23 protein-coding genes and 1 pseudogene are annotated in these 22,867 nt (G+C 74.2%); 10 read left to right on the top strand and 14 right to left on the bottom strand.

What is annotated here, in order from left to right; genetic code table 11:
- Nucleotides 1-1,157 (bottom strand): DUF6777 domain-containing protein (locus tag WDV06_RS26675; protein ID WP_395512328.1); only part of this gene is annotated, 1,157 nt, incomplete at its 3' end.
- 166 nt (nt 1,158-1,323) lie between these two features.
- Between WDV06_RS26675 and WDV06_RS26680 the strand changes: the two genes are divergently transcribed.
- Genes WDV06_RS26680 through WDV06_RS26690 form a run of 3 tightly spaced genes read left to right on the top strand, consistent with a single transcriptional unit; the run spans nt 1,324 to nt 4,211 of the window.
- Nucleotides 1,324-2,196, top strand: a complete 873-nt coding sequence (locus WDV06_RS26680) for a YndJ family protein (protein WP_395512329.1) — start codon at nt 1,324-1,326, stop codon at nt 2,194-2,196.
- Between the two features lie 33 nt (nt 2,197-2,229).
- Complete coding sequence (locus tag WDV06_RS26685) at nt 2,230-2,760, top strand: DUF1990 family protein (RefSeq protein WP_395512330.1); 531 nt, start codon at nt 2,230-2,232, stop codon at nt 2,758-2,760.
- 11 nt (nt 2,761-2,771) lie between these two features.
- Complete coding sequence (locus tag WDV06_RS26690) at nt 2,772-4,211, top strand: lipase maturation factor family protein (RefSeq protein ID WP_395512331.1); 1,440 nt, start codon at nt 2,772-2,774, stop codon at nt 4,209-4,211.
- Here WDV06_RS26690 and WDV06_RS26695 read toward each other — a convergent pair.
- The 3 genes from WDV06_RS26695 to WDV06_RS26705 all read right to left on the bottom strand — a co-directional run bounded on the left by WDV06_RS26695 (nt 4,191) and on the right by WDV06_RS26705 (nt 7,506).
- The gene (locus tag WDV06_RS26695) at nt 4,191-5,183 is read right to left on the bottom strand and encodes an NAD-dependent epimerase/dehydratase family protein (RefSeq protein ID WP_395512332.1); all 993 of its coding nucleotides are present in this window, start codon (nt 5,181-5,183) and stop codon (nt 4,191-4,193) included. The genes WDV06_RS26690 and WDV06_RS26695 overlap by 21 nt on opposite strands.
- 198 nt (nt 5,184-5,381) lie before the next feature.
- Nucleotides 5,382-5,549 carry a hypothetical protein gene (locus WDV06_RS26700; RefSeq protein ID WP_395512355.1) on the bottom strand — a complete coding sequence of 56 codons (168 nt, stop codon included), beginning with the start codon at nt 5,547-5,549 and terminating at the stop codon, nt 5,382-5,384.
- 475 nt (nt 5,550-6,024) lie between these two features.
- Nucleotides 6,025-7,506, bottom strand: a complete 1,482-nt coding sequence (locus WDV06_RS26705; protein WP_395512333.1) for an SDR family NAD(P)-dependent oxidoreductase — start codon at nt 7,504-7,506, stop codon at nt 6,025-6,027.
- 281 nt (nt 7,507-7,787) lie between these two features.
- On the opposite strand from WDV06_RS26705, the pseudogene WDV06_RS26710 reads away from it, so the two are divergent.
- Nucleotides 7,788-8,576 (top strand): annotated as a pseudogene (locus WDV06_RS26710) (DMT family transporter); the annotation flags it as partial.
- Between the two features lie 69 nt (nt 8,577-8,645).
- Here the strand turns inward: WDV06_RS26710 and WDV06_RS26715 are convergent.
- The 7 genes from WDV06_RS26715 to WDV06_RS26745 form a co-directional block, all read right to left on the bottom strand.
- Nucleotides 8,646-9,980: a transglycosylase family protein gene (locus tag WDV06_RS26715; RefSeq protein ID WP_395512334.1), complete on the bottom strand. Its 1,335-nt coding sequence runs from the start codon at nt 9,978-9,980 to the stop codon at nt 8,646-8,648.
- A 329-nt stretch (nt 9,981-10,309) separates the two neighbouring features.
- Nucleotides 10,310-10,903 carry an aspartate/glutamate racemase family protein gene (locus WDV06_RS26720; protein WP_395512335.1) on the bottom strand — a complete coding sequence of 198 codons (594 nt, stop codon included), beginning with the start codon at nt 10,901-10,903 and terminating at the stop codon, nt 10,310-10,312.
- Between the two features lie 35 nt (nt 10,904-10,938).
- On the bottom strand, nt 10,939-11,280 hold the full coding sequence (locus tag WDV06_RS26725) for a GNAT family N-acetyltransferase (RefSeq protein WP_395512336.1): 342 nt from the start codon (nt 11,278-11,280) through the stop codon (nt 10,939-10,941).
- Between the two features lie 15 nt (nt 11,281-11,295).
- Entirely contained in the window at nt 11,296-11,715 is a 420-nt protein-coding gene (gene panD, locus WDV06_RS26730; protein ID WP_395512337.1) for an aspartate 1-decarboxylase, read from the bottom strand.
- Between the two features lie 100 nt (nt 11,716-11,815).
- Nucleotides 11,816-12,547 (bottom strand): RraA family protein, encoded by a 732-nt coding sequence (locus WDV06_RS26735; protein WP_395512338.1) that lies wholly within the window; start codon nt 12,545-12,547, stop codon nt 11,816-11,818.
- A 51-nt stretch (nt 12,548-12,598) separates the two neighbouring features.
- Nucleotides 12,599-13,357, bottom strand: a complete 759-nt coding sequence (locus WDV06_RS26740) for a DUF72 domain-containing protein (protein WP_395512339.1) — start codon at nt 13,355-13,357, stop codon at nt 12,599-12,601.
- A gap of 18 nt (nt 13,358-13,375) precedes the next feature.
- On the bottom strand, nt 13,376-14,116 hold the full coding sequence (locus WDV06_RS26745) for a PP2C family protein-serine/threonine phosphatase (protein WP_395512340.1): 741 nt from the start codon (nt 14,114-14,116) through the stop codon (nt 13,376-13,378).
- Nucleotides 14,117-14,432: 316 nt separating this feature from the next.
- On the opposite strand from WDV06_RS26745, the gene WDV06_RS26750 reads away from it, so the two are divergent.
- From WDV06_RS26750 to WDV06_RS26770, 5 genes are read left to right on the top strand one after another with little or no spacing between them, the layout of a single operon-like run.
- Nucleotides 14,433-15,986: a sensor histidine kinase gene (locus WDV06_RS26750; RefSeq protein WP_395512341.1), complete on the top strand. Its 1,554-nt coding sequence runs from the start codon at nt 14,433-14,435 to the stop codon at nt 15,984-15,986.
- A 17-nt stretch (nt 15,987-16,003) separates the two neighbouring features.
- Nucleotides 16,004-16,390, top strand: coding sequence for a roadblock/LC7 domain-containing protein (locus WDV06_RS26755; protein ID WP_395512354.1), 387 nt, complete (start codon nt 16,004-16,006; stop codon nt 16,388-16,390).
- Nucleotides 16,387-16,749, top strand: coding sequence for a DUF742 domain-containing protein (locus WDV06_RS26760; RefSeq protein ID WP_395512342.1), 363 nt, complete (start codon nt 16,387-16,389; stop codon nt 16,747-16,749). Before WDV06_RS26755 ends, WDV06_RS26760 begins: the two co-directional genes overlap by 4 nt.
- Complete coding sequence (locus WDV06_RS26765) at nt 16,730-17,350, top strand: GTP-binding protein (protein ID WP_395512343.1); 621 nt, start codon at nt 16,730-16,732, stop codon at nt 17,348-17,350. Before WDV06_RS26760 ends, WDV06_RS26765 begins: the two co-directional genes overlap by 20 nt.
- Complete coding sequence (locus WDV06_RS26770; protein WP_395512344.1) at nt 17,347-18,699, top strand: cytochrome P450; 1,353 nt, start codon at nt 17,347-17,349, stop codon at nt 18,697-18,699. The genes WDV06_RS26765 and WDV06_RS26770 overlap by 4 nt, the downstream gene beginning before the upstream one ends.
- 15 nt (nt 18,700-18,714) lie before the next feature.
- On the opposite strand, the gene WDV06_RS26775 is transcribed toward WDV06_RS26770, so the two are convergent.
- The 3 genes from WDV06_RS26775 to WDV06_RS26785 form a co-directional block, all read right to left on the bottom strand.
- On the bottom strand, nt 18,715-19,824 hold the full coding sequence (locus WDV06_RS26775; RefSeq protein ID WP_395512345.1) for a terpene synthase family protein: 1,110 nt from the start codon (nt 19,822-19,824) through the stop codon (nt 18,715-18,717).
- Between the two features lie 2 nt (nt 19,825-19,826).
- Entirely contained in the window at nt 19,827-20,741 is a 915-nt protein-coding gene (locus WDV06_RS26780) for an SAM-dependent methyltransferase (RefSeq protein WP_395512346.1), read from the bottom strand.
- Nucleotides 20,742-20,897: 156 nt separating this feature from the next.
- Nucleotides 20,898-21,806, bottom strand: a complete 909-nt coding sequence (locus WDV06_RS26785; protein ID WP_395512347.1) for an MBL fold metallo-hydrolase — start codon at nt 21,804-21,806, stop codon at nt 20,898-20,900.
- A 108-nt stretch (nt 21,807-21,914) separates the two neighbouring features.
- Here WDV06_RS26785 and WDV06_RS26790 point away from each other — a divergent pair, with 108 nt between their 5' ends.
- Nucleotides 21,915-22,832 carry an AraC family transcriptional regulator gene (locus tag WDV06_RS26790; protein ID WP_395512348.1) on the top strand — a complete coding sequence of 306 codons (918 nt, stop codon included), beginning with the start codon at nt 21,915-21,917 and terminating at the stop codon, nt 22,830-22,832.
- Nucleotides 22,833-22,867: the final 35 nt, after the last annotated feature.

The raw sequence follows: 22,867 nt of genomic DNA on the forward strand, positions 1-22,867 counted from the left end.
GGGGCGCCCTCGGCGGGCGTGCCGACGGGGCCCGCCTGCCCGGCCGGGTCGAGCGGCGGGGCCGTCTCCGGCAGGCTCCGCGCGCCGGCGCCCGGGTCGAGGGGCGGGGCCGTCTCGGGGAGGTCCAGGGGCGGGGCCGTCTCGGGAAGGTTCTGCGGCGGGGCCGTCTCGGGGAGGTCCAGGGGCGGGGCCGTCTCGGGGAGGTTCTGCGGGGGGCCGGACGGGGGTGCGGAGGGGGGCTTCTGCGGGACGGTGCGGGGCGGCCCGCCCGGCCCGGTGGTGGCGCAGGGGTCGGAGGGGTCGTCCGGCGGGGTCGGGGGCGCGTCGGGGATGCCCTCGGCCGGGTCGTAGGGGGGCGGTGTCTTCGGGACGTTGTCCTGGGCGCCGTCGTCACCGGCCTTCCGCTCGATCCAGGTGTTGTCGGCGACGTTGACGATGAGGAGCCGCTTGACCGGCTGGATCGTCGGCTCGATGACGATGACCTGGTTGGGCCGGTAGCCGTTCCACTGCTCCCCCTTGAGCACCGGGCTCCCCTTGGCGGAACGAGGTGCGTCCAGCGGGTTCCCGCAGCCGCAGCGGACCCTCGGCATGCCGTGGGCGTCCACGAGGACGGCCGTCCCGGCCTGGAGGACGGACTGGTAGCCGTCGGCGCGGCCGTCGCGGAAGCCGTGGTTGGTGATCCGGGTGTCGGCCCGCAGCACCACGGGGGTCAGGCCCCGCAGGAACTCGGGGATCTTCTCCTGTTCGACGCCCGTGGCCTGCGCGAAGGCCCGGGCCTTGGCGTCGTCGGCGGTGAGGTAGGCCGCCTGGCGCTCGACGTCGCAGCTGCCGAGGCGGTGGGTCCCCCCGTACAGGCCGGGGGTGGCGGCGCCGACCGTGCGGATGCCCTGGCCGCTGCGGTTCGGTACCGGGGGCTGTACGGGCGCCGACTCGGCCGTGGAGGTGGAGGCGGTGAAGGGGTCCGGTCCGGCGGCGCCCACGGGCTGGAGGGTGAGCTCCTGGCTCTCGGCGGCCGCGCCCTTGGTCTGCTCGGGTTCCTGGGCGCCGCAGCCCGCGGCGATCAGCCCGAGCAGTGCCAAGACGGCGGCGCCCGCCGGTACATGACGGCGCGACGCCTGACGGGGTGTCGGTACGGGCACGTCGTTCACGTCGTTCACGCTGGATCTCCCTTTTCGCCCCGGTTACTCCCCTCTTGTCTGACGCATCCTCCGCAGGGCCGCAACCGGAGTTCCGGCAGATGCGCACGAGGGGGGCATTGAACGCGTTCAAGAAACGTCTTAAGGTGGCGGACGACAGCCTTGAACATGTTCAAAGGAGTGGGTCGTGACCGTGCTCGTGAACCTGATCGTCGCCCTGGGCATGCTCTACGCCGTCCCCGCCGGCCTGCGCCTGATCGACCCGGCCCGGCTGGGAACGGCGGCCCGGCTGTGGCCGTGGGCGGCCGCCCCGGGGGCGCTGTCGCCGTGGCTCCCGCGCGGAACCGCCGCCACCGTGCTCGCCGCCCTCTACGCGGCCGCCGCCCTGGCCCTGCTGGGCGCGGCGGGGGCCAGGCTGCGCCGCCGGCCCGGCCGCTCCGGGGGCCGCCGCCTCCCCGAACCGTCCGAGGTGGCGGTGCTGACCGCCCTGGCCTCGCCCTCGGTCGCCGCGGTGGCGCTGGTCGCCGAGCGGGCCGGGTACCGGCTCTTCGGCTTCGACCTGGACGTCCTGGCCCTGACCGTCCCGCACTTCCACTTCGCCGGGTTCACGGCGGCTCTCGTCGCCGGCCTGGTATGCCGTTCGGCGTCCGGCGACCACCGGGCGCGCTGGGCGGCGTACAGCGTCCCGGGGGGGACCCTGCTGGTACTGGCCGGGTACTTCGTGGACGACTGGGCCGAGCTGCTGGGCGCGGTCGTGCTGACCGCGGGCATGTGGACGGTGGCGCTGGTGACCTGGCGCGAGCTGCGGGCCGCCGCCCCTGACCGGACGAGCGGCGCGCTGCTGGCGTCGTCGGCGGCGGTCCTGGTGGCCACCATGCTGCTCGCCCTGTGGTGGGCGGCCGGGGAGGCCACCGGGATCGTCCACCCGACCCTGACCTGGATGGCCGCCACCCACGGCCTGGGCAACGCGCTCGGCTTCGCCCTGTGCTCCCTGCTGGCGTGGCGGCGGCTCGGCGCCGGCCGGGCCCCGGACGCCCGGCCGGCCCCCGCCCGCACCTGACCCCCGCACACAGCCATCCGAACGGAGACCCCCGTGAGCCGCCTCATCAGCACCGGCCGACGCGTCCTCAGCTACCCCGAACACGGCGCCACCCGCCGGGGGCCGCTGCCCGACGGATACCACCACCTGCACCACCGCACCCGCATCGGACACGGCCGGAAGGTGTTCGAGGCCGCCGGCGCGGCGGTCCGCGACTTCCGGATGCACCGTGCCGCCGGGGCGAGCGTCCGGGCGGACGGACCGGCCGCCCCGGGGGTGCGGGTGGAGATCGGCCTGGGCGTCGGCCCGCTGCGGATCAGCGTTCCGTGCCAGGTGGTCTGGACCCCGGACTCCCCCGGCCTGGCGGGCTTCGCGTACGGCACCCTCAGCGGGCACCCCGAGAGCGGAGAGGAGTCCTTCCTGGTGGAACTGGCCGACGACGGCACCGTGTGGTTCGAGGTGACGGCCTTCAGCCGTCCCGCCGCCTGGTACACCCGCCTCGCCGGCCCGCTCGTCCCCGTCCTCCAGCTCGCCTACGCCCGCCTCCTCGGCCGCCGCCTGCGCGCGCTGGCGGCGGCCGCCTGATACTGGAGTCGATGGACTGGTTCACGGCGCCCGGGTACTGGCTGGGCCGGCTGGTCTTCCAGCGGGCCCTGGCGGGGGTCTACCTCTTCGCCTTCGCCGGGGCCGCCCTGCAGTTCCGGGCGCTGATCGGCGCGCACGGCATGCTCCCCGTCCCGCGCTACGTGCGGTACGTGCCCTTCCGGCACGCCCCGAGCCTGTTCCGACTGCGCTACTCCGACGGGCTCTTCGCGGGCTGCGCCTGGGCGGGTGCGGCGCTGTCGGCGGCCCTCGCGGCGGGCGCCGGGGACCTGGTGCCGCTCGGCGCCGCGATGGGAATGTGGGCGGTGCTGTGGCTGCTCTACCTGTCGATCGTCAACGTCGGCCAGACCTGGTACTCGTTCGGCTGGGAGTCGCTGCTGCTGGAGGTGGGGTTCCTCGCGGTCTTCCTGGGCAACGAGCGGGTGGGCCCGCCGGTGCTGGTGCTGTGGCTGCTGCGCTGGGTGCTGTTCCGGGTGGAGTTCGGGGCCGGGCTGATCAAGATGCGCGGGGACGCCTGCTGGCGGCGGCTGACCTGCCTCTACTACCACCACGAGACCCAGCCGATGCCGGGCCCGCTGAGCTGGTTCTTCCACCACCTGCCCAAGCCGCTGCACCGCGTGGAGTGCGCCGCCAACCACGTCACGCAACTGGCGGTCCCCGTCCTGCTGTTCACCCCGCAGCCGGTGGCCTCGTACGCGGCCTGGATCATGGTGGCCACCCAGCTGTGGCTGGTGCTCTCGGGGAACTTCGCCTGGCTGAACTGGCTGACGATCACGGTGGCCCTGTCGGCCGTCGACTTCACCGGGCTCGCCGGGCCGCCGCCCGCCGCCGCCTCGCGCGGGGCGCCGGTCTGGTACGTGGTCCTGGTGTGCGCGCTGACCGTGCTGGTGCTGGTCCTCAGCCGCCACCCGGTGCTGAACATGGTCTCGCGGGGGCAGGTGATGAACCGCTCCTTCGACTCCCTGCACCTGGTCAACACCTACGGGGCGTTCGGCACGGTGGGCCGGATCCGCGACGAGGTGGTGGTCGAGGGGACCGCCGACCCCACCCCCCGGGAAGACGGCGACTGGCGGGAGTACGGGTTCAAGGGCAAACCCGGCGCCCTGCGGCGGGTCCCGCGCCAGTTCGCCCCCTACCACCTGCGGCTCGACTGGCTGATGTGGTTCGCCGCCCTCTCCCCCGGCTATGCGCGGGACTGGTTCGGGCCGTTCGTCGAACGGCTGCTGGCGGGCGACCGGGACACGCTGCGGCTGCTGCGCCACAACCCGTTCCCGGACGCCCCGCCGCGTTTCGTGCGGGCCAGGCTGTACCGCTACCGGTTCACCACCTGGCGGGAACTGCGCGAGACGGGCGCCTGGTGGCACCGCAGGCTCCTACGGGAGTACCTGCCGCCGACCCGGATCGCCCGGGCCTCATCCGCCGAGCCCGAGTAGCGCCGCCTCCCGCTCGGGGTCGAGACCCTTCGACGAGCGGTCCGGTCGCAGCGGTGCCACCCCGCCGATCGAACGGAGCCAGGCCCAGGTGTCGGCGACGGTCTCCTCGACCGGGCGGCACCTCAGGCCCGCGGCGAGGGCCTTGCCGACGTCGCTGCGGAACATGTGGTCGTGGAGTTCGCCCGGGGGCAGCCAGCAGGGCAGTTCGGTCCAGGGCTCCACGCCCGCCTCGGCGATGCGCTCCGGGTCGGTCCAGCGCAGTTCGGCGGCGCCTCCGGTGACGGCGGCGCAGGCGTCCAGGAAGGCTCCCGTGGTGGTGTGGCCGGGCGCGGAGACCACGTCGTACGGGCCGCCGAGGCCGGCTTCGGCGGCGTCAAGGGTCCAGTGCGCGAGGTCGCGCACGTCGATGTACTGCATCGGCAGGTCGCGGGGGCCGGGGGCGAGGGTGGGGCCGCCGCGAGCGGTGCGGTCCAGCCACCAGGGGAGCCGGCCGACGTTCTCGTACGGGCCGAGGATGAGGCCGGCCCGCACCAGGAGGGCGCGGTCGCCGAAGGCCGCCCGGGCCGCGAGCTCGCCGCCGCGCTTGTCCTCGGCGTAGGCGGTGGCGCCGGCGTCGGGTGAGCCCTCGACCAGGGGGCCGTCCTCCGCCTGGCCGGCCGGTGCGGGGTAGGCGTACACGGAGCGGCTGGAGACGTAGGTGTAGTGGCCGGCGCGGCCGGCGAGGAGGCGGGCGGCGTCGCGCACGGCGGTGGGGGCGCCGCTCCAGGTGTCGGCGACGAAGTCCCAGGTGCCTTCGGCGAGGGCGGCGAGGCCGCCGGGCTCGGTGCGGTCGCCACGGACGGTCCGGACGCCGGCCGGCGGTGCGTGGCGGCCCCGGTGGAAGACCGTGACCTCCCAGCCCCGTTGCAGGGCGTCCTCGGTGATCGCGCGGCCGACGAATTCGGTTCCGCCCAGCATCAGCAGCTTCTTCATGGCGGTCAGCCTGCCCGGGCGGGCGGGGCGCAGGAAGCCGTGATCGCTGTCGGCGATGACGCTGAGGGCTGACCGGGAACGGGAACCTCCGGGCGGGTCGGCCGGTCGTGCCGCGCCCCCGTCACCGTGGGGTGCGGGGGCGTGGGGCGTGCCGTGGGCCGGTGGCTCTGGCGGGGTCCGGCCCGGGCTCGTTCGGGCCTAGTCGATGCCGGGCAGGATGTGCGGCTCGGCGAGGTCGTCCTCGTAGCCCGCCAGCCGGATGGGGGCGGAGCGGGCCCAGACCTCCAGGCTGCCGAGTTCGTCGGAGCGGGGGGCCGCCCGTCCCGTCAGCTCCATGGTCGGGTTGGGCTTCGTCGTCTCAGTCACCGCGCACTCCCTTGTGTCGCGTAACCCGGCAGGCTCGACCGCATACCGGATAGGGAAATTAAAAGGTCTTCCGGACGCGGTGGCGCCTTGGTGGAGCGGATCCCGGGTGGGGATCCTTGCGCCTCAGGGTACACATATGAGCGGGGTGCCGCTCGATGGAACGGTAAAATCCACGCTGGACCGCTTGATTTCTCCGCGAGTTCATGAGGTCGCCTTCCGGCGTGTCCGCCGGTGTCGGTCTGCTCGGGAAGGCGGCGGCGCGCGAGCGCGCACGATCCGGCGGAGCGGCGACGGCCCGGTCGGGGTGCCCGCGACCGGCGCCGGCGCGGGTGCTCGAACCCGCCGCGGCGAGGGGCCCGTCGGCTCTGCCGCGGGATTGGTCCGAAAGGATGACGGGCCGGCCCCCGGCCCGCCGAACGCGGGGACGGGGGCCGGCCCGCCGAACGCGGGGACGGGGGCCGGCCCGTGGGCGCCGCTACCAGTTGGCGGGCGCGTAGTCCTTGAGGAAGACCCCGTAGAGGTCCTCGCCGGCCTCGCCGCGGACGACCGGGTCGTAGACCCGGGCCGCGCCGTCGACCAGGTCGAGGGGCGCGTGGAAGCCCTCCTCGGCCAGGCGCAGCTTGTCGAAGTGCGGGCGCTCGTCGGTGATCCAGCCGGTGTCGACCGAGGTCATGAGGATGCCGTCGGTCTGGAACATCTCCTGGCCGCTGGTCCGCGTCACCATGTTCATCGCGGCCTTGGCCGCGTTGGTGTTCGGGTGCCCCGCACCCTTGTAGCCGCGGCTGAACACGCCTTCCATCGCCGAGACGTTGACCACGTACGCCCGTCCGCTGGACGCCTTGCGGGCGGCTTCGGCCATCGACGGTCGCAGGGCGCTGATCAGGATGAACGGCGAGGTGTAGTTGCACAGCTGGGTTTCGAGCAGTTCGACCGGGGAGATCTGGTCGATGGTCTGCACCCAGGTGTTGGTCTCGACGACGTCGGGCAGCAGGCCGCCCGCGTCGATGGCGGTGCCGGCCAGGTGCCGCTCCAGGCTGGCGTTGCCGGCCACCAGGGCGAGGTCGGCGACCTTCTGCGCCTCCAGTCCGCTCACGCCGACGGGCAGCGCCGCCAGGCCGTCGACCGCGCCCGAGTTGAAGGCGCCGATGACGTGGTGGGCGGGGAGCTCGCCGGCCGGCAGCGGGGCGCTCTCGCCCTCGACCAGCGCCGCGTACGCGGTGGGCAGGCGGCGCACGGTCTGCGTCGCGTTGTTGATCAGGATGTCCAGCGGGCCGGCCGCGGAGACCTGCTCGGCGAGCGCCACGGCCTGGGCGGGGTCGCGCAGGTCGATGCCGACGACCTCCAGGCGGTGCATCCAGTCCGCCGAGTCCTCCATCGCCTTGAAGCGGCGGATGGCGTCCTTGGGGAAGCGGGTGGTGATCGTGGTGTGCGCGCCGTCGCGCAGCAGCCGCAGCGCGATGTACATGCCGATCTTGGCCCGGCCGCCGGTGAGCAGCGCGCGCTTGCCGGAGAGGTCGGCGCGGGCCTCGCGCTTGGCGCGGTTGTGGGCGGCGCAGGCCGGGCAGAGCTGGTGGTAGAAGTAGTCGACCTCGACGTAGCGCGTCTTGCAGACGTAGCAGGAGCGCGGACGCTGGAGTATTCCCGCGATCCGGCCGGCCTCGGTGACCGAGGTGGGCAGGATGCCCTCGGTCTCGTCGTCGATGCGCTCGGCGGAGCCGGTCGCGGTGGCCTCGGTGACGGCCTTGTCGTTGGCGGTCTTGGCGGCGCGGCGCTCCTGGCGGCGGCGCTGCTTGACCGTCCGGTAGATGCCGGCGGTGGCGCGGCGTACCGTGATGGCGTCCGGGTGGTCGACGTCGATCTTGTCGAGTTCGTCGAGCACGCTGAGGCAGACGGCGAGGCGCTCGGGGTCGATGCCCGGCCCGTATGCCTGGTTGTCTTCGGTATCGGTGACCGTCATGGCCGCTGCCGTTCCTTGCTCGCTCGTCCGCGTCCGCCTGCTGCGGAAGTCCCCAAAACGGAAACTGTACGGAGCCGACACGCCCGGGACCAAACCCGTTCACCGCCCCCTCACCGACCGCGAGGGGACTGTCACGGTATGGAAGGAATCTCGCCCCTTCGTGCCCGTGGGTGCGGCTTGCGCGTACTCCCCCTGGTGTATGCCAGGAGGATGACTCGCTCCCGGATCAAGGGGCCCGTGGACGGATGAATCGGCGGGCGCCGGTCGGGCATGGTGGGGTGATGAGTGCTCTGGCCCTGTCGGTTCTGCTCTGCCTGGTGTCGGCCGTCGCGTACGCGGGCGGTGCGATCGTCCAGGAACGCGTCGCGGCGGACTCCGGGGACCACCGCGCCCTGGCTCCGCTGCGCCGGCCGGGCTGGTGGGCGGCGGTCGCGCTGAACTGTCTGGGCGCGCTGCTGCACGTGGTGGCGCTGGCGTACGGGCCGCTCAGCCTGGTGCAGCCGCTCGGCGCGCTGACCATCGTCTTCGCCCTTCCGATGGCGGCCGTCGTCGTGGGGCGCCGGGCGGGCACGGCGGCCTGGCGCGGGGCGGTGGCGGCGACGGTGGGCCTCGCCGGACTGCTGGCGCTGACGGGCGGGGAAGGGCGGGGACGGCAGGCCCTGGAGGGCGGTGAGCGCGGTCTGCTGCTGACGGTGACGGCGGTGGCGGTGGCGGCGCTGGCCCTGGCGGCGGGCCGGAGGGAGCAACCGGCGCCGCGCGGCGTGCTGCTGGCGGCGGCGGCCGGGACGGCCTTCGGGATGGCCTCCGTGTTCACGAAGTCGGTGGCCGAGGGCCTCGCCACGGGCGCGCCGGGATCGCCGGGGGGCCTGTGGCCCGACCTGGGGGCGATCGCCGTCCTGGCGGGGTCCGGGCTGCTGCTGTCGCAGGCCGCCTACCGGGGCGCGGGGCTGACGGCCCCGCTGGCCACGGTGACGGTGGTGAACCCGGTGGTGGCGGCCGCCGCGGGGGTCGCCCTGTTCGAGGAGGGGTTCCGCTACGGGAGCGCCGGGGCCGCGGGCGCGCTGGCGTGCGGCGTGCTGGCGGCGGCCGGCCTGGTCCTGCTCACGGCCGTGCCGCCGCACGTGCGGGGGCCGGCGCTCTCAGATGGCGACGCCCTTGCCGCGGAGGTACTTCAGCGGGTCGATGTCGGAGCCGTAGGCGGGGCTGGTGCGCATCTCGAAGTGCAGGTGGGGCCCGGTGGTGTTGCCGGTCGAGCCGGAGCGGCCGATCCGCTGGCCGCCGGAGACCTGCTGGCCGGCCTTGACACCGAGCGCGGACAGGTGGGCGTACTGCGAGTAGCGGCCGTCGGCGTGCCGGATGACGACCTGGTACCCGTAGGCCCCGGCCCAGCCGGCGGACTCGACGGTGCCCGGCCCGACGGCCTTGATGCTGGTACCGGTCGCCACGGGGAAGTCGACGCCCGTGTGGTAGCCGCTCGACCAGGAGGAGCCCGCGACGTGGTACGCGGTGCCGAGGCCGGCGTCGACGGGGGCGGTGAAGCCTCCCGAGGCGGGCTTCTGCTGCGCTGAGGCCGGTTTCTCGGCGGGCTTGGCGGGCTGTGCGGGCTTGGCGGCCTGCTCGGACCCGGGCTTGCCGGCGGGCTTGGACGCCTCGGGACCGGGCTTCGCGGCCGGCTGGGGCTTGGCTTCGTCCTGCTGCCGCCCGGCCGGCTCGACGGGTTTGACCGGCTCGGCGGTGCGCGGCGGCTTCTCCGGGTTCTGCGCGGGGGGCGCGCCGGTGACCCGGAGGGTGAGCCGCTGGCCGGGGAAGATCAGGTTCGGGTTGCCGCCGATGGTCTCCCGGTTGGTCTCGTACAGGGCCTGCCAGCCGCCCTCGACGTGCTGCCGGAAGGCGATGCCGGACAGCGAGTCCCCGGGCGCGACGACGTACGGGTTCGGCAGGACGGTGGTGCCGGTCGGGCGGGGCATGCTGACTGGGGCCCCGGTGGTGGCCTTCGTCGGCTGGATCCGGTCCATGGGTGCCTGCGTCCGCGGCGGCTCGGCGGAGGGCGCCGGGGTCTTCGCGGGCGGCTTGGTGTCGACGCCCGGTGCGGCCGCGCTCCGGCTGAGCCCGGCCTGGGGGCCGCAGGCGGGCCAGGCGTGGGGCCCCTGCCCCCTGAGCACCTTCTCCGCGACGGCGATCTGCTGGTCCCTGGTGGCGAGGTCGGCACGCGGGGCGTAGGCGGTGCCGCCGAACGCCCGCCAGGTGCTCTGGCTGAACTGGAGCCCGCCGTAGTAGCCGTTGCCGGTGTTGGTCTGCCAGTTGCCGGTCGACTCGCAGGCGGCGACCTTGTTCCAGGTGTCCACGGTGGCCGCCTGGGCGTCCCCGGCGCCGATGAGGGGGAGCGCGATACCGGCGCCACCTGCGGTGACGACGAGCGAGGCCCGGTTGATGCTGCTCGGCTGATACCGGCGGTGCCGGCCCCGTACACCCATGGGAGCCCCCCTGGAAGACATCAGGAACCGCACAACCTAACGGCGCCCCGATGTCCTGACAAGGGCGACAACCAGCCGTTCCGGCACGGCAGTTGGCGTCAGCTCAACGGGCCCGGCTGCGGGATCGGGGCGGGGCCGGGCGGCGGGGGCACGGGGTCGGGTTCGGGGACCGGCGCCGGGACGGGCGGCACGGGCCGGGGCACCGGCCCGGGGTCGGGATCCGGGAGCGGGGGGTTCGGGGGGGTCGGCGGGGGCACCGGGTCGGGCTCGGGGACCGGAGGCTGCGTCTGCTCTGCGTTTCGCACCATAGACCCCACCTTCCCCCGAACTCAGCCCGTACGCCCCCCGAGCAGCGCGGCCGCCAGGCCCGGTGCGGGGCTGGACAGGACGGGCACCCGCGTCCGTGCGAGGCGGGCCGCCCCGGCCATGGAGGCCTGGGCCAGCACGATGACGTCGGCATCGGCGACCCGGTCCGCCGCCCGGGCCACCAGCCCCGCGTACCTGTCGGCGTCCCCTGCCTCGAACCGCTGCCAGGCCCCTTCGACGACCTCGCTGCGGACCCGCACGGCCCGGCTGCCGGCCTCCTCGGCCAGCAGCTCCTCCGTGGGCCCGACGGTCGACGCGAGCGCGGCCAGCACGACGACCCGGGGCCCCCTCCTGACCGCCTCGGCGGCCATGGGCCGGTCCACCCGCAGCACGGGCACGCCGAGCCGGGGCCCGAGCGACTCGGCGACCGCGCCCACCGTCGAGCAGGTGACGAGCACGGGCCCGCGGACCCCGGCCAGCACGCCGAGCACCTCGTCCGCCACCGACCGCGGCCCGCTCTCCCTGGCCCGGTCGAGCAGCCGCGGCACCACGAGGTGCCGCAGCACGGCCCCCGGGTGCCGCTCGTCGCGCAGCGCGTCGAAAACGGGCACGTGCACCGGTGACGTGTGCAGGAGCGTCAGCTCCGCCGAGGTCACCAGAGGTCGGCGTCCCGGTCCAGCTGCGCGACCGCCGCGTCCACGACCGCGGCCGGCGCCACGGGCGCCTGCTCGGGGTGCCTGGCCGCCCACCGCGCCGCATAGGGGCACAGCGGCACGACGGGGACGCCTTCCGCCTCGGCGATCCGGTAGAAGCGGTCCACCAGGTCCCCGGCGATCCCCCGCCCCTGGTGCCCCGGCTCGACGACCGTGTGCACGGCCACCAGCGCGTGCGGCGGCTCCTCCAGCACGAAGTAGGCGATGAAGCCCACCACCGCGTCGTCCTCGACGGCCAGCAGCCGCCCCGCCTTGCGCTCGTCCAGCAGCTCGATCGCCATGGTCCCCGACTCCCCTCAGACAGCCACCGCGTGGGGGCTGCGCTCCTGGTCCGTTCCCGGCACGGGAGCGGACGGGTCCGCCCCCAGTTCGATGATCCTGTTGTCCCCGTCGACGTGGACGACGCGCGGCGTGAGCGTCCGCGCCTCGGCGTCCTCGACCTGCGCGTAGCTGATCAGGATGACCAGGTCCCCCGGGTGCACGAGGTGCGCGGCGGCCCCGTTGATCCCGATGACCCCGGACCCGCGCTCCCCCTCGATGACGTACGTCTCCAGCCGCGCGCCGTTGGTGATGTCCACGATGTGGACGAGCTCCCCCGGCAGCAGGTCGGCGGCGTCGAGCAGGTCGGCGTCGATGGTCACGGAACCGACGTAGTGCAGGTCGGCCTGGGTGACGGTAGCCCGGTGGATCTTGGACTTGAACATCGTGCGAAGCATGAGGATTCTCCCGGAATGTCTGCTCCCTGCCCGCGTCCCGCGGGTCAAGGGCGGTCCCCGGAGCCTACAGCGCCCGGCCTTCCCGGTCAGCTCCGCCGGGTCATTCCTCGATCGCCCCGCCGATCCGCCGCAGGTGCGTACGGAAGGTGTACGCGGGGTCGGCGGAGCGGCGGGCCAGGTAGTCGGCGAAGGAGGTCTGGTCGCGGAGGGTCTCGCCGGCGCGGATGCGGCGGGCCTGTTCGCGTTCGGTCGCGTGGATGCGGCGGGCCGCCGCCAGGACCTCCTCGGCGCGCGCGGCGGGGACGAAGAGGACGCCGTCGTCGTCGCCGAACACGAGGTCCCCGCCGTCCACCAGGTGCTCCCCGACGCGGGCGCTGGTCAGGGCGTCGGGCTCGCGGTCGTCGAGCCGTACGGGGCCGGCCGGGCAGCTGCCGTAGCTGAAGACCGGGAGGCCGATGGCGGCCAGCTCCGGGGTGTCGCGGTGCAGTCCCCACACCACCAGCCCGGCGATGCCCGCCGCCCGCGCCTCCAGGACGGCCAGATCGCCGACGCAGGCCTCGTCGGTGCGGCCGCCGTTGTCGATCACGAGGACGTCGCCGGGCTCCGCCCCGGCGAAGGCCTCCAGGAAGACGTCCACGCTGCCGTAGTGCCGAACGGGCAGGGCGCGGCCGGCGATGCGGCGGCCGGCGGGGACGACGGCGGAGACACCGGGTGGTGCGACGCGCAGCGGTACGCCGGTGCGGACGCAGGCGTCGGCGATCAGCGGGGTGGACAGTTCGGCGCTTTCCTCCGGCACGGCGTTCGGCACGGCGTTCTGCCCGTTGTTCGGCACTGCGTTCTCCTGCCCTTCGGTCGGCCCCTCCCCGGAGTCGTGCGCCTGATCCTAGGGGGTGCGGGTCGTGGTGCGGCCGTGTGCGGTGGCGGCGCGGGCGAAGACGGCGGCGTCGGCGACGGCCGCGCCGCCCGGGTCGTTGTTGAAGTAGACGTAGACGTCGTCCCGGTCCGGCCAGGCGTCGGCGATCCGCCGGGCCCAGGAGTCCAGGGCCTGGCGGCCGTAGCGGGGCGGAGGGCTCGCGGCGCCGGCGTGGAGGCGTACGTAGCCCCAGGACGCGGTCCGCCACAGCGGCGTCACCGGACGTGACCAGCGGTCGGCCCAGCACAGGGCGCAGCCGTGGCCCTCCAGGACCGCCCGCAGCTCCGTCCCGGCCTCCCACCACGAGGGGTGGCGGGGCTCGACGGCCACCCGGACGGTGTCGGGGAACCGGTCCAGGCAGGCGTCGAGGAGGGCGGGGTCCGCCCGGAGGGTGGGGGGCAGTTGCAGCAGGACGGGTCCGAGGCGGGGGCCGAGGCCGGCGGCGCGCTCCAGCAGCCGGTGGACCGGCTCGGCGGGATCGCGCAGGCGTTTGACGTGCGTCAGGTAGCGGCTGGCCTTGACGGCCATCACGAAGTCCTCGGGGGTGCGCTCGCGCCAGGAGGCGAAGACGGCGGTCTCCGGCAGCCGGTAGAAGGCGTTGTTGTTCTCGACGGTGGCGAAGCCGCGGGCGTACTCCTCCAGCCAGAGCCGCTGCGGCAGGCCCTCCGGGTAGAAGCGGCCGCGCCAGTCCCGGTACTGCCATCCCGAGGTTCCGACGTGTACGGGCATGCCGGGGCCCTCCCGCCGTCAGGCCCCGGCCCGCACCAGGGCGAGGGTGATGTTGTCGGGACCGCCGGCCTCGATGGCGGCCTTCCACAGTTCGAAGGCGGCCCGGGCGTCGTCGTGGACCCGCAGGACGGCGTCGATCTCCTCGTCGGGGAGGGGGTCGGTGAGCCCGTCGCTGCACACCAGGTACCGGTCGCCGCCGGCGAGCGGGTGCCTGCTCACGTGGGGTGCGGGACTGCCGGAGGCGCGGCTTCCCCCGAGGGTCTGGGTGACGGCGGAGGTGGTGCGCTGCCCGGGGGGCGGTGGCGGGCTGTCGTCCACGCTGACCTGGCGCAGGCCGTCCGGTCCGGCGGCGTAGACGCGGCTGTCGCCGACATTGAACACCAGCAGCGACTTCCCCAGGACGAGGACGCCGGCGACGGTGGTGGCCATGGTGAACAGCTCGGGGCGGCCCTCGGCGGCCGCGTCCACCTCGTAGTCGCAGACGTCCAGGGCGTCACGGAGGGTGTCCGGGCCGTTCAGGGTGGGGCCGAGGGCGGAGAGCCGCCGGGCGACGAGCGCGCTGGCGACCTCTCCGGCCGGCTGTCCGCCGAGACCGTCGGCGACGGCGACGACCAGGGGCCGGCCGAGCGGGAAGACGAACGTCTGGGGGCTGTCGGTCACGGTGGCGCAGAGCGTCCACGGTCCGACGACGAGGCTGTCCTCGTTGTGCTCGCGGACCAGACCTGCATGGCTGAGGGCGGTCACCGCCAGGTACGGCACCACCCCATTGTCGCTCGGCGCCCGGCGGGAGGCGCGGGCGGGGGAACGGGCGGGAGGCACAGGCGGAGGAACCGGCGGGGGCGCGGCCGAAGGCCCGGCCGGGGGCGGGGCGCGGCGGCCGGCCGGAAGCGGAACGGCCCGCTTAGCAGGTCCGGGGCGGCGGTGGGGCCGGAACGGCGGAATACATCGGGTTTCGGCCAAGCCAACTCCCTTGGCTTGTCTACATCGTGACCTTCAGTCAACGGACGTGTACGGAACGACTAGGATCCCGGCCTGTTATACGAGATCTCCCGGCTCCGATCGTTTGAGGGTTCTGATGGTTCGAGAGGATTCGCCCGGCAGTCCACGCCCGGCCCCGTCCGTCGCCTGGACGCTCCCCGCCCTGGCGACCGCGGTGATATCCGCGGCGGCCGCGGTCCTGGTACCCGCCCCTGCCCGCGCCTCCGTCATCTGGATCGGCGCCGCCGCCTGTGTCGCCGTCGCGCTGTCCTGCGCCGAGGCGGCGCGGCGCGGGCGGGCGCTCGCGGAGATGCGGGCCGCGGTGGCGCAGCAGCAGGACGCCCTGGCGCTCCAGCAGACGGAGACGGCGTGGCTGGCCGAGGTACTGCTGCCCGACATCGTGAGACGGCTGCGCAAGGGCGAGTTCCCCGAGGACGTGCTCGCCACCCTGGAGGAGGACGAGGTCCACCAGCCCGGGCTGCAACCGGAGTTCAGGGCCGCCCACCAGGCGGTGCTGCGGTCCGTGCTCGACGCGGTGGTCGCCGAGGAGGACCTGCGCGACTCCGCGCAGCGGGCCTTCGTCAACATCGCCCGCCGCGTCCAGGCGATCGTGCACCAACAGGCGCAGGAGCTGCGGGAGATGGAGGACCGGCACGGGCGCAACCCGGCCGTCTTCGGGGACCTGCTCCGGCTCGACCACGGCACCGCGCTGATCGGCCGGCTCGCCGACTCCATCGCCGTGCTCGGCGGCGCGCGGCCCGGCCGCCAGTGGAGCAAGTCCGTGCCGCTGTACAGCGTGCTGCGCGGCGCCATGTCCCGGATCATCGACTACCAGCGCGTGGAGCTGCACTCGGTGACCCAGGTGGCCGTCGTCGGCCCGGCCGTCGAGCCGCTCATCCACGCGCTGGCCGAGCTGCTGGACAACGCCACCCGCTACTCCCCGCCGCAGACCAGGGTCCACCTCACGGCGGTCGAGGTGAACTCGGGCATCGCCATCGAGATCGAGGACGGCGGCCTGAGCATGAGCGAGGAGGCCCGCAAGCGGGCCGAGCGGATGCTGCGCCAGGCGCAGGAGGGGATCGACCTCACCGACCTGGGCGAGACGCCGCGGCTGGGCCTCGCCGTCGTCGGCCGGCTGGCGCAGGCGTACGGCTTCCGGGTCTCGCTGCGCTCGTCCGCGTACGGGGGCGTGCGGGCGGTGCTGATCGTCCCGCAGGAGCTGATCACCACCGTCACGGCGTCGAGCGGCCTCGCGCACGGCATCGGCGCCTCCTCGGGTCCCCGGCCGGCCCGCCCGTCGGAGCTCACCGCGGAGCCGCCGGGCCTGCCGCCGCAGCAGCAGCGCCGGTTCACCGGGCCGCAGGCGCTCCCGGCGGACGAGGACGACGACTGGCCGGTCGTCACCGAGCGGACCGCGAACGGCCTGCCACAGCGGCGACGGCGGGCCCGTGTCACCGCGCCGGCCGAGCCGGTCGTCGTGGAACAGAGCACCACCGCCGCTCCGGAACGGGCCGAGGCCCAGCCCGGTATGTGGCTCGCCGCCTTCCAGAGCGGCCTGTCGGGTGACGCCCGGCCCACCGAGGGCCACCCGGCGGAAAACCAGAACACGAACACCGCGCCGGCTCCGGCGAGCGAGGGAGAACAGCCGTGAGTCAGCTGCAGGCCAACATGGACTGGATGCTCAAGGACCTGGCGGAGGGCGTCCCGCAGACCCGGCACGTCATCGTCCTGTCCGCCGACGGGCTCCGGATGGCCCAGTACGGCGCGGAGACCGACACCGCGGACCGGCTCGCGGCGGCCTGTGCCGGCCTCCAGAGCCTGGCGGGAGCGGTCGCCTCCGAACTCCCGCACGGCGACGGGCGGATGAGACTGGTCGTGATCGAGATGGACGGCGGGTTCTTCTACCTGATGGCGGCGGGCGCCGGGGCCTACCTCGCGGTGCTGGCCGACGAGGGCGTGGACGCCGGGCTGATGGGGCAGCGCATGCGGGACCTCGTCGCGCGGATCGGAGAGCACCTCAGCAGCCCGCCGCGCAGCGACAGGCAGACCGCGTGAGCGACCCTGGCGACACAAGCTGGGAAGACGGCAGCCCGGAACGGCTCTACGTCATCACGGGCGGCCGCAGCGTACCGCTGGACCGTACCGGCCTCGACCTGGTGACGCTGATCGTCGCCACGTCGGGGCCCCGGCCCGGCATGCAGCCGGAGCACGCGGCCATCGTGCGGCTGTGCCAGTCGCCGCTCTCGGTGGCCGAGATCTCCGCGTACCTGGGTCTGCCGGTGAGCGTGGTCACCGTGCTCCTCGGCGACCTCCTCACGGCCAAGCGGGTCGTGTCCCGCGCGCCCGTTCCCCCAGCCCGGCTCCCCGACGTGGCACTGATTGAGGCGGTGATCGATGGACTTCGAAAGCTCTGAGCACGTCGTCGGGCCCCGGCAGGAGGACGTCCTGCCGGCGACGGCGGCCGCCGCCGTCAAGGTGGTGATCGTGGGCGGATTCGGGGTCGGCAAGACGACCCTGGTCGGCTCGGTCAGCGAGATCCGGCCGCTCACCACCGAGGAGACCATGACCCGGGCCGGGATCGGGGTCGACGACACGGCGGGCGTGGAGCGCAAGAGCTCGACCACGGTGGCCATGGACTTCGGCCGGATCAGCATCAACGAGGAGCTGGTGCTGTACCTCTTCGGGACCCCGGGCCAGCAGCGGTTCTGGTTCCTGTGGAACGGCCTGTTCGAAGGGGCGCTGGGCGCGGTGGTCCTCGTCGACACCCGCCGGCTGGAGGTCAGCTTCGATGTGATCGGCCGGCTGGAGGAGCGCGGCGTGCCGTTCGTGGTCGCCGTGAACACCTTCCCGGACGCGCCCCTGCACCCCCTGGACGAGCTGCGCGACGCCCTCGACCTGCCGCGCTCCGTCCCCCTCGTCGCCTGTGACGCCCGCCGGCGCGATTCCAGCCGTGACGTCCTGATGACGCTGATGCACTACCTGCACTCGCTCGCCGTGACACCGGAGGCCTCGTGAGCACCACCCCGCCCCGTCCCTTCCCGTCCCCCGGCTGCCCCGCGCACCGGCTGTACGGACCGGAGGCCGAAGCCGACCCGCTCGGCCTGTACGAGAAGCTGCGCGCCGAGTACGGCGCGGTGGCTCCCGTCCTGGTCCACGGCGACCTGCCGGCCTGGCTGGTCCTGGGGCACCGCGAGAACCTGGACGTGGCCCGGACGCCGTCCCGTTTCTCCCGGGACCCCCGCAAGTGGCGGGAGCGCAGGGAGGGCAACGTCCCCGCGGATCACCCGCTGTCGCCCATGACCGCCTGGCAGCCGGTGTGCCACATGGTGGAGGGCGCCGAGCACGAGCGGCTGCGCGGGGCGATCACCGATTCCGTGGAGCGCTTCGACCGCCGCGGTGTGCGCCGCTACGTCAAGCGCTTCGCGGACCAGCTGATCGACTCCTTCGTCGAGACCGGGCGCTGCGACCTCGTCGCCGACTTCGCCGAGCCGCTGCCGATGCTGGTCATGACCCAGCTGGTGGGCGCCCCGGAGTCCTACGGGCCGCGCCTGGTCGAGGCGGCGCGCGACGTGATCCGCGGGACCGAGACGGCTCTGGCGAGCAACGGGTTCATGACGGCCACCCTCCAGGAGCTGGTGGCCCGCAAGCGCCGCTCGCCGGGCCGGGACTTCACCAGCTGGGTCCTGGAGCACGAGGCGCGGTTCACCGACGAGGAGGCGGTGGAACACCTCAGGCTCGTCCTGATCGCGGGGTTCGAGACCACCGCCAATCTGATCGCGAACACCCTGCGCCTGGTGCTCACCGACGCCCGCTTCCGGGCGAACCTGTCGGGCGGCCAGATGACGCTGCCCGACGCCCTGGAGCAGGTGCTGTGGAACGAGCCGCCGCTGATGACGGTCATCGGCCGCTGGGCGGCCGGCGACACGGAACTGGCCGGGGCCCGGATCAAGGCCGGCGACATGCTGCTGATCAGCCCCGGAGCGGGCAACCGCGATCCGGAGGTCCGCCCCGACCCGGCCGAACCGATGCACGGCAACCGCTCCCACCTGGCGTTCAGCAGCGGGCCCCACGAGTGCCCCGGCCAGGACATCGGGCGGGCCATCGCCGACACCGGAATCGACACCCTGCTGGCGCGGCTGCCCGATCTGGAGCTGGGGGTCGCCGAGGGGGAGCTGGAGTGGGTGTCCTCCCTGATGACCCGTCACGTGGTCGCCCTGCCGGTGCGGTTCTCCCCGCGCGGGGTGAAGGGGACCGGGCCCGCGCCCGCGCCCGTCCGGCCGGTCCCCCCGACGGGCGGGACGGGCGCGGGGACCCGGCCGGCGGCCCGTCCTTCCTGGTGGCGGCGTCTGCTGGGCCGGTCCTGACCCCCGGGTCCCGTCTCAGGCGTCGAGCTGCCGCCACCACCAGGCGAGGGCCGGTACCGGCGGCGGCTCGGGGCTCGGGTCGCAGGGCACGTCCGCGTAGGTGATGTCGTACGAGGCTCCCGCCACGGGGAGCGGGTTGCGGTTGCGGGGGCTGGCGTAGCGGGGCGCCCGGCTCTGGTAGGCGATGTTGCCCGCGATCCAGTGCTCTACGGTCACCAGGTGGCGGCGGAGCAGGTCGTCGCCCCGCACGGCCAGCCGGTCCCGCAGGCGGACGAACAGGGCCAGCGTCCGGTCCCGCAGCGCGAACACCGCCGGCAGCGCCTCGGCCGGCGTACAGCCGTGCTGCCGGGCCAGGACGTTGACCACGTTCTGCTCCCACGGGACGTGGTGGTCCTCCTTGTTGTACGAGAAGACGTCGTTGTCACAGCCGACGACGAACCCGGCCGCCTCCGTCAGGGCGCGGACCGGGGCGGAGTACAGCACGTCGGCGGGTACCTCGACGCCGTTCGCCACGTCACACCAGGTGAGCAGGAAACGGGTGCCCAGGCTGCAGAGCCGCGCGGCGGCGAACTGGTCCAGGGAGGGCATGACGCCCCGCTCGGCGCCGGCGGCCTCCCAGGCGGCTCCGGACGTCCACTCCCGGATGCCGTGGGCGACGCGGCGCAGCTGCCCCGGTCCCAGCAGGGCCCGGGTCCGGGAGGCCAGGTCCTCCAGGGCGGCGGTGCGCGGCCCCGGCGGCAGCAGGGCGGGGCCGGGGACCTCGACGGTGCGGGCCAGACGGGCGCCGTGTTCGGCCACGGCCGCGGCGCCGGCCGAGGCGGATCCCGAGTCGTGCCAGTCGTCGGCGGCGAACGCCCAGTAGAGCCATTCGGCGTACAGGACGAGCGCTTCCGTGTCCCCGAAGGGCACGGTGCGGGCGGCGAGGTCGGCCGCGCGGGTGGCCAGGCCCCAGGCGCGCTCGGTGGCGTCGGCGTAGATGCCGTGGGTGTCGATCCACTCGACGCAGCGCGCCTCGATCTCGGCGGCGCGGGGGTGGAGGAGGTCGCGTGCGAAGGGGCAGTAGAACGGCGGGAGGCGCCATCCTATGCGTGAGGGGCGGTCCAGTGCGGTGTGTACGGGTGCCATGGTCAGCGCCCCCCGGTCAGGCGGAACAGCAGCAGCCGGGTCTCCATGGCGTGGTCGCGCCAGATCCGGAAGAGCTTGCCGTGGGTGACCGTGGATTCCAGGAGGCGCTCGCGCGTCCAGGCGCCGGGGCGGCCCGCGGCGTCGATCCGGTCGAGTTCGGCGGTGTTCCAGGCCATCGACTGCACCCAGAACTCGGTGACCCGGTCGGTGACGTCCTCGCACCGTTCCAGTGCGAAGCCGGCGGCCTCGGCGGCGGTGACGTACTCGGTGAGGGTGCCGAGGCGGGTCTTGTAGTAGTCGTCGATGAACTCCGTCCACTCCGGACGGCGGACGAAGTGCTCCTGGATGCCGAACCAGCCGCCGGGGTTCAGCGCCCCGGCCACGACCTGGAAGAGCCGCTCGCGGTCCATGTAGCCGGAGCTCTCGCAGGCGTAGGCGGCGTCGAAGGTGTGCCGGGGCACGAAGTCGTGGACGTCCGCGAGGAGCGGGGTGACCCGGTCGGCCACCCCGCCCTGGCGGGCGAACTCCTCGATGAGGGGTATGTGTTCGGCCGCGACGGTGATTCCGGTGACCCTCGCGCCGAATTCCTGCGCCCAGTACAGGGAGCCCCCGCCGACGCCGCAGCCGATGTCGAGGACGCTGGCCGGCGGGCGGGCGTGGGCGCCCCAGGTGCGGGCGGCGTGGTCGAGCATCGCCTCCTGGGCTTCCACGATGCGGCCCTTGAGGACCGGCTGCGGGACCGTGGTGTCGGGTGTCGCGCCCGGGTCGAAGAGCCCCACGTGGAAGTGGACGCGGGGGCCGGGCCCGTACTTGTGGAGGATGTCGGCCGTCTTGCGGCTGTAGTAGAGGGGGACTTGGCTCTCGTCGAAAAATGACCGGTGTCCGGCGGGGGTGTACTTGACGAGGTTGCTTTCCATAGGTGCTCCGCTCCTGCGCTGGTGCGCGGTGTCGCCCGGCCGTCCCACGGATTCCCTGAATGATCGACCAGCAGATTCGACCACTCACGACGTGAGCATAGCCACACCAGAAAGCGGCAGATTTGCACCGGAAACAAGCCAACCGGGCCGAGTCGCTCAGATCCCGGACGCCCACCCCCCGATGGTGAACCGGCCGCCCTCCGCCCGCACTTCGAAGGCGCCGCTGCCGCCGAAGTGCGCCGGGACGACGAGCTCCCGGTGCTCCGCCGCGCGCCCCAGGATCCGGCGGCGGGTGTCCGCCGCCTGGTCGGCGTCCATACAGAAGCAGCTGTTGCAGGACGGCTGGAGGACCTGGACGGGGCTGTGCAGCAGGTCCCCGACGAAGACCGCCCGGTCGGTCCCGGACTCCAGCCGCAGCACCGAGGAACCGGGGGTGTGGCCGGGGGCGGCCTCCAGGACGAGCCGGCCGTCGATGCGGTGGGCACCCTCCCAGAGCACCGCCTGCCCGGACCGGTGGACGGGGGCGACGCTGTCCTCGTAGACCAGCCGGTCCATCTCCCGGGCTCCGTTGCCGTATCCGCCCCGCGGGCCGAAGTACGCGTCGTCGGCGGCGGGGATGAGGTACCGGGCGTTGGGGAAGGCCGGAACCCATGTGCCGTCGGCGTCCACGGTGTTCCAGCCGACGTGGTCGGCGTGGACGTGGGTGTTGACGACGACGTCCACGTCCTCGGGGCGTACGCCCGCTGCCGCCAGGCGCTCCATGAAGTCCCCTTCGCGCCGGTGGAAGAGGGGTGAGCCGGGGCGCTCGCGGCCGTTGCCCACTCCGGTGTCGACGAGGACGGTCCGGCCGCCGCTGCGCAGCACCCAGGTCTGGAGGGCGAGTACGGCCAGGTCGGCGTCGGGCTGCCAGTGGTCCGGGGCGAGCCAGTCCTCGTTCTCCTTCCACAGGCCGTCGCCGGACTGCGGGACGAGGTCGCGGGCGGCCGCGAAGGGGCCCTTCGCCTCGATGACGCGGGTGATCTCGACGTCGCCCAGGACGAGGGTCTGCGTGGTGTCGTTGGTCATGTCCGCCACCCTAGGCACACCGGGTGAGCCGTCCAATGCGCGTTCTGCTCAAGCCGATACGCGTCCGGCTCACCGGCGTGCGCCCACGGCCGGCGGTACCCTGCGCGCATGGACGTGGTGAGCGACGCGATCGCGGCCGTGCGGCTGGGGCGGCCCTCCTCCGACCGGGTGCGGGTGGGCGGCACCTGGTGCGTACGGCTGGACCCGTACGAGGGAGCCGGCTTCCACGTCGTCCTGGCCGGGAGCTGCTGGCTGCTGGCCGACGGCGGCGAACCGGTCCCGCTCGCCTCGGGCGACGCGGTGCTGCTGCCGCACGGGGCGGGCCACGTGCTCTCCGACTCGCCCGTGGACACGGCGACGGCGGCCCGGGCCCTGCCGCTGGAGCGCTACCGCGACCGGCCGGCGGCCGGCTCGGCACCGCCGGGCGGCGGCGTGGTGGAGATGCTGTGCGGCAAGTACCGGCTCGACCGCAGCCGGGTGCACCCGCTGCTGGCCGAACTGCCCGGCGTGGTCCGGCTTCCGGGCGGCTGCCATGACGAGCTGCGCACCGCCATACAGCTGTTGGGCGGTGAGGTGGACGCCCGGCGGCCGGGTTCCTCCATCGCCCTGCCGAGTCTGCTCGACCTCCTGCTCGTCTACATGGTCCGCGCCTCGGTCGCCGGGCCGGCGCCGGGTTCGTGGTCGGCCGCCCTGGGCGACCCGGTGACGGCCGCCGCGCTCCAGGCGATGCACGCGGATCCGGCGGCGCCCTGGAGCGTGGACCGGCTGGCCGCCGAGGCGGGCGTCTCCCGGCCGACCCTGGTGCGCCGGTTCACCCCGCTGGTCGGCCGTCCCCCGATGGCGTACCTGACGTGGTGGCGGCTGACCCTCGCGGCCACCCGTCTGCGTGACACCCCGGACTCGCTGGCCGCCATCGCCGCCCGGGTCGGCTACGGCAGCCCCTACGCCCTGTCCCACGCCTTCGTCCGGGAGTTCGGCACCACCCCGGGCCGCTACCGGGCCGCACTCGGCACCACCCCCGGCTGAACCTGTTCAAACGAGCGGCTACGGTGGACACCATG

Source organism: Streptomyces racemochromogenes (genome assembly GCF_044129415.1).
GTDB lineage: Bacteria > Actinomycetota > Actinomycetes > Streptomycetales > Streptomycetaceae > Streptomyces > Streptomyces racemochromogenes_A.

Coding starts and splice junctions, on each gene's coding strand:
- WDV06_RS26690 (WP_395512331.1), top strand. CDS start 2,772: ATGGACTGGTTCACGGCGCCCGGGTACTGGCTGGGCCGGCTGGTCTTC.
- WDV06_RS26695 (WP_395512332.1), bottom strand. CDS start 5,183: ATGAAGAAGCTGCTGATGCTGGGCGGAACCGAATTCGTCGGCCGCGCG.
- WDV06_RS26705 (WP_395512333.1), bottom strand. CDS start 7,506: ATGACGGTCACCGATACCGAAGACAACCAGGCATACGGGCCGGGCATC.
- WDV06_RS26715 (WP_395512334.1), bottom strand. CDS start 9,980: ATGGGTGTACGGGGCCGGCACCGCCGGTATCAGCCGAGCAGCATCAAC.
- WDV06_RS26725 (WP_395512336.1), bottom strand. CDS start 11,280: ATGGCGATCGAGCTGCTGGACGAGCGCAAGGCGGGGCGGCTGCTGGCC.
- panD (WP_395512337.1), bottom strand. CDS start 11,715: ATGCTTCGCACGATGTTCAAGTCCAAGATCCACCGGGCTACCGTCACC.
- WDV06_RS26740 (WP_395512339.1), bottom strand. CDS start 13,357: ATGCCCGTACACGTCGGAACCTCGGGATGGCAGTACCGGGACTGGCGC.
- WDV06_RS26750 (WP_395512341.1), top strand. CDS start 14,433: ATGGTTCGAGAGGATTCGCCCGGCAGTCCACGCCCGGCCCCGTCCGTC.
- WDV06_RS26755 (WP_395512354.1), top strand. CDS start 16,004: ATGGACTGGATGCTCAAGGACCTGGCGGAGGGCGTCCCGCAGACCCGG.
- WDV06_RS26765 (WP_395512343.1), top strand. CDS start 16,730: ATGGACTTCGAAAGCTCTGAGCACGTCGTCGGGCCCCGGCAGGAGGAC.
- WDV06_RS26775 (WP_395512345.1), bottom strand. CDS start 19,824: ATGGCACCCGTACACACCGCACTGGACCGCCCCTCACGCATAGGATGG.
- WDV06_RS26780 (WP_395512346.1), bottom strand. CDS start 20,741: ATGGAAAGCAACCTCGTCAAGTACACCCCCGCCGGACACCGGTCATTT.
- WDV06_RS26785 (WP_395512347.1), bottom strand. CDS start 21,806: ATGACCAACGACACCACGCAGACCCTCGTCCTGGGCGACGTCGAGATC.
- WDV06_RS26790 (WP_395512348.1), top strand. CDS start 21,915: ATGGACGTGGTGAGCGACGCGATCGCGGCCGTGCGGCTGGGGCGGCCC.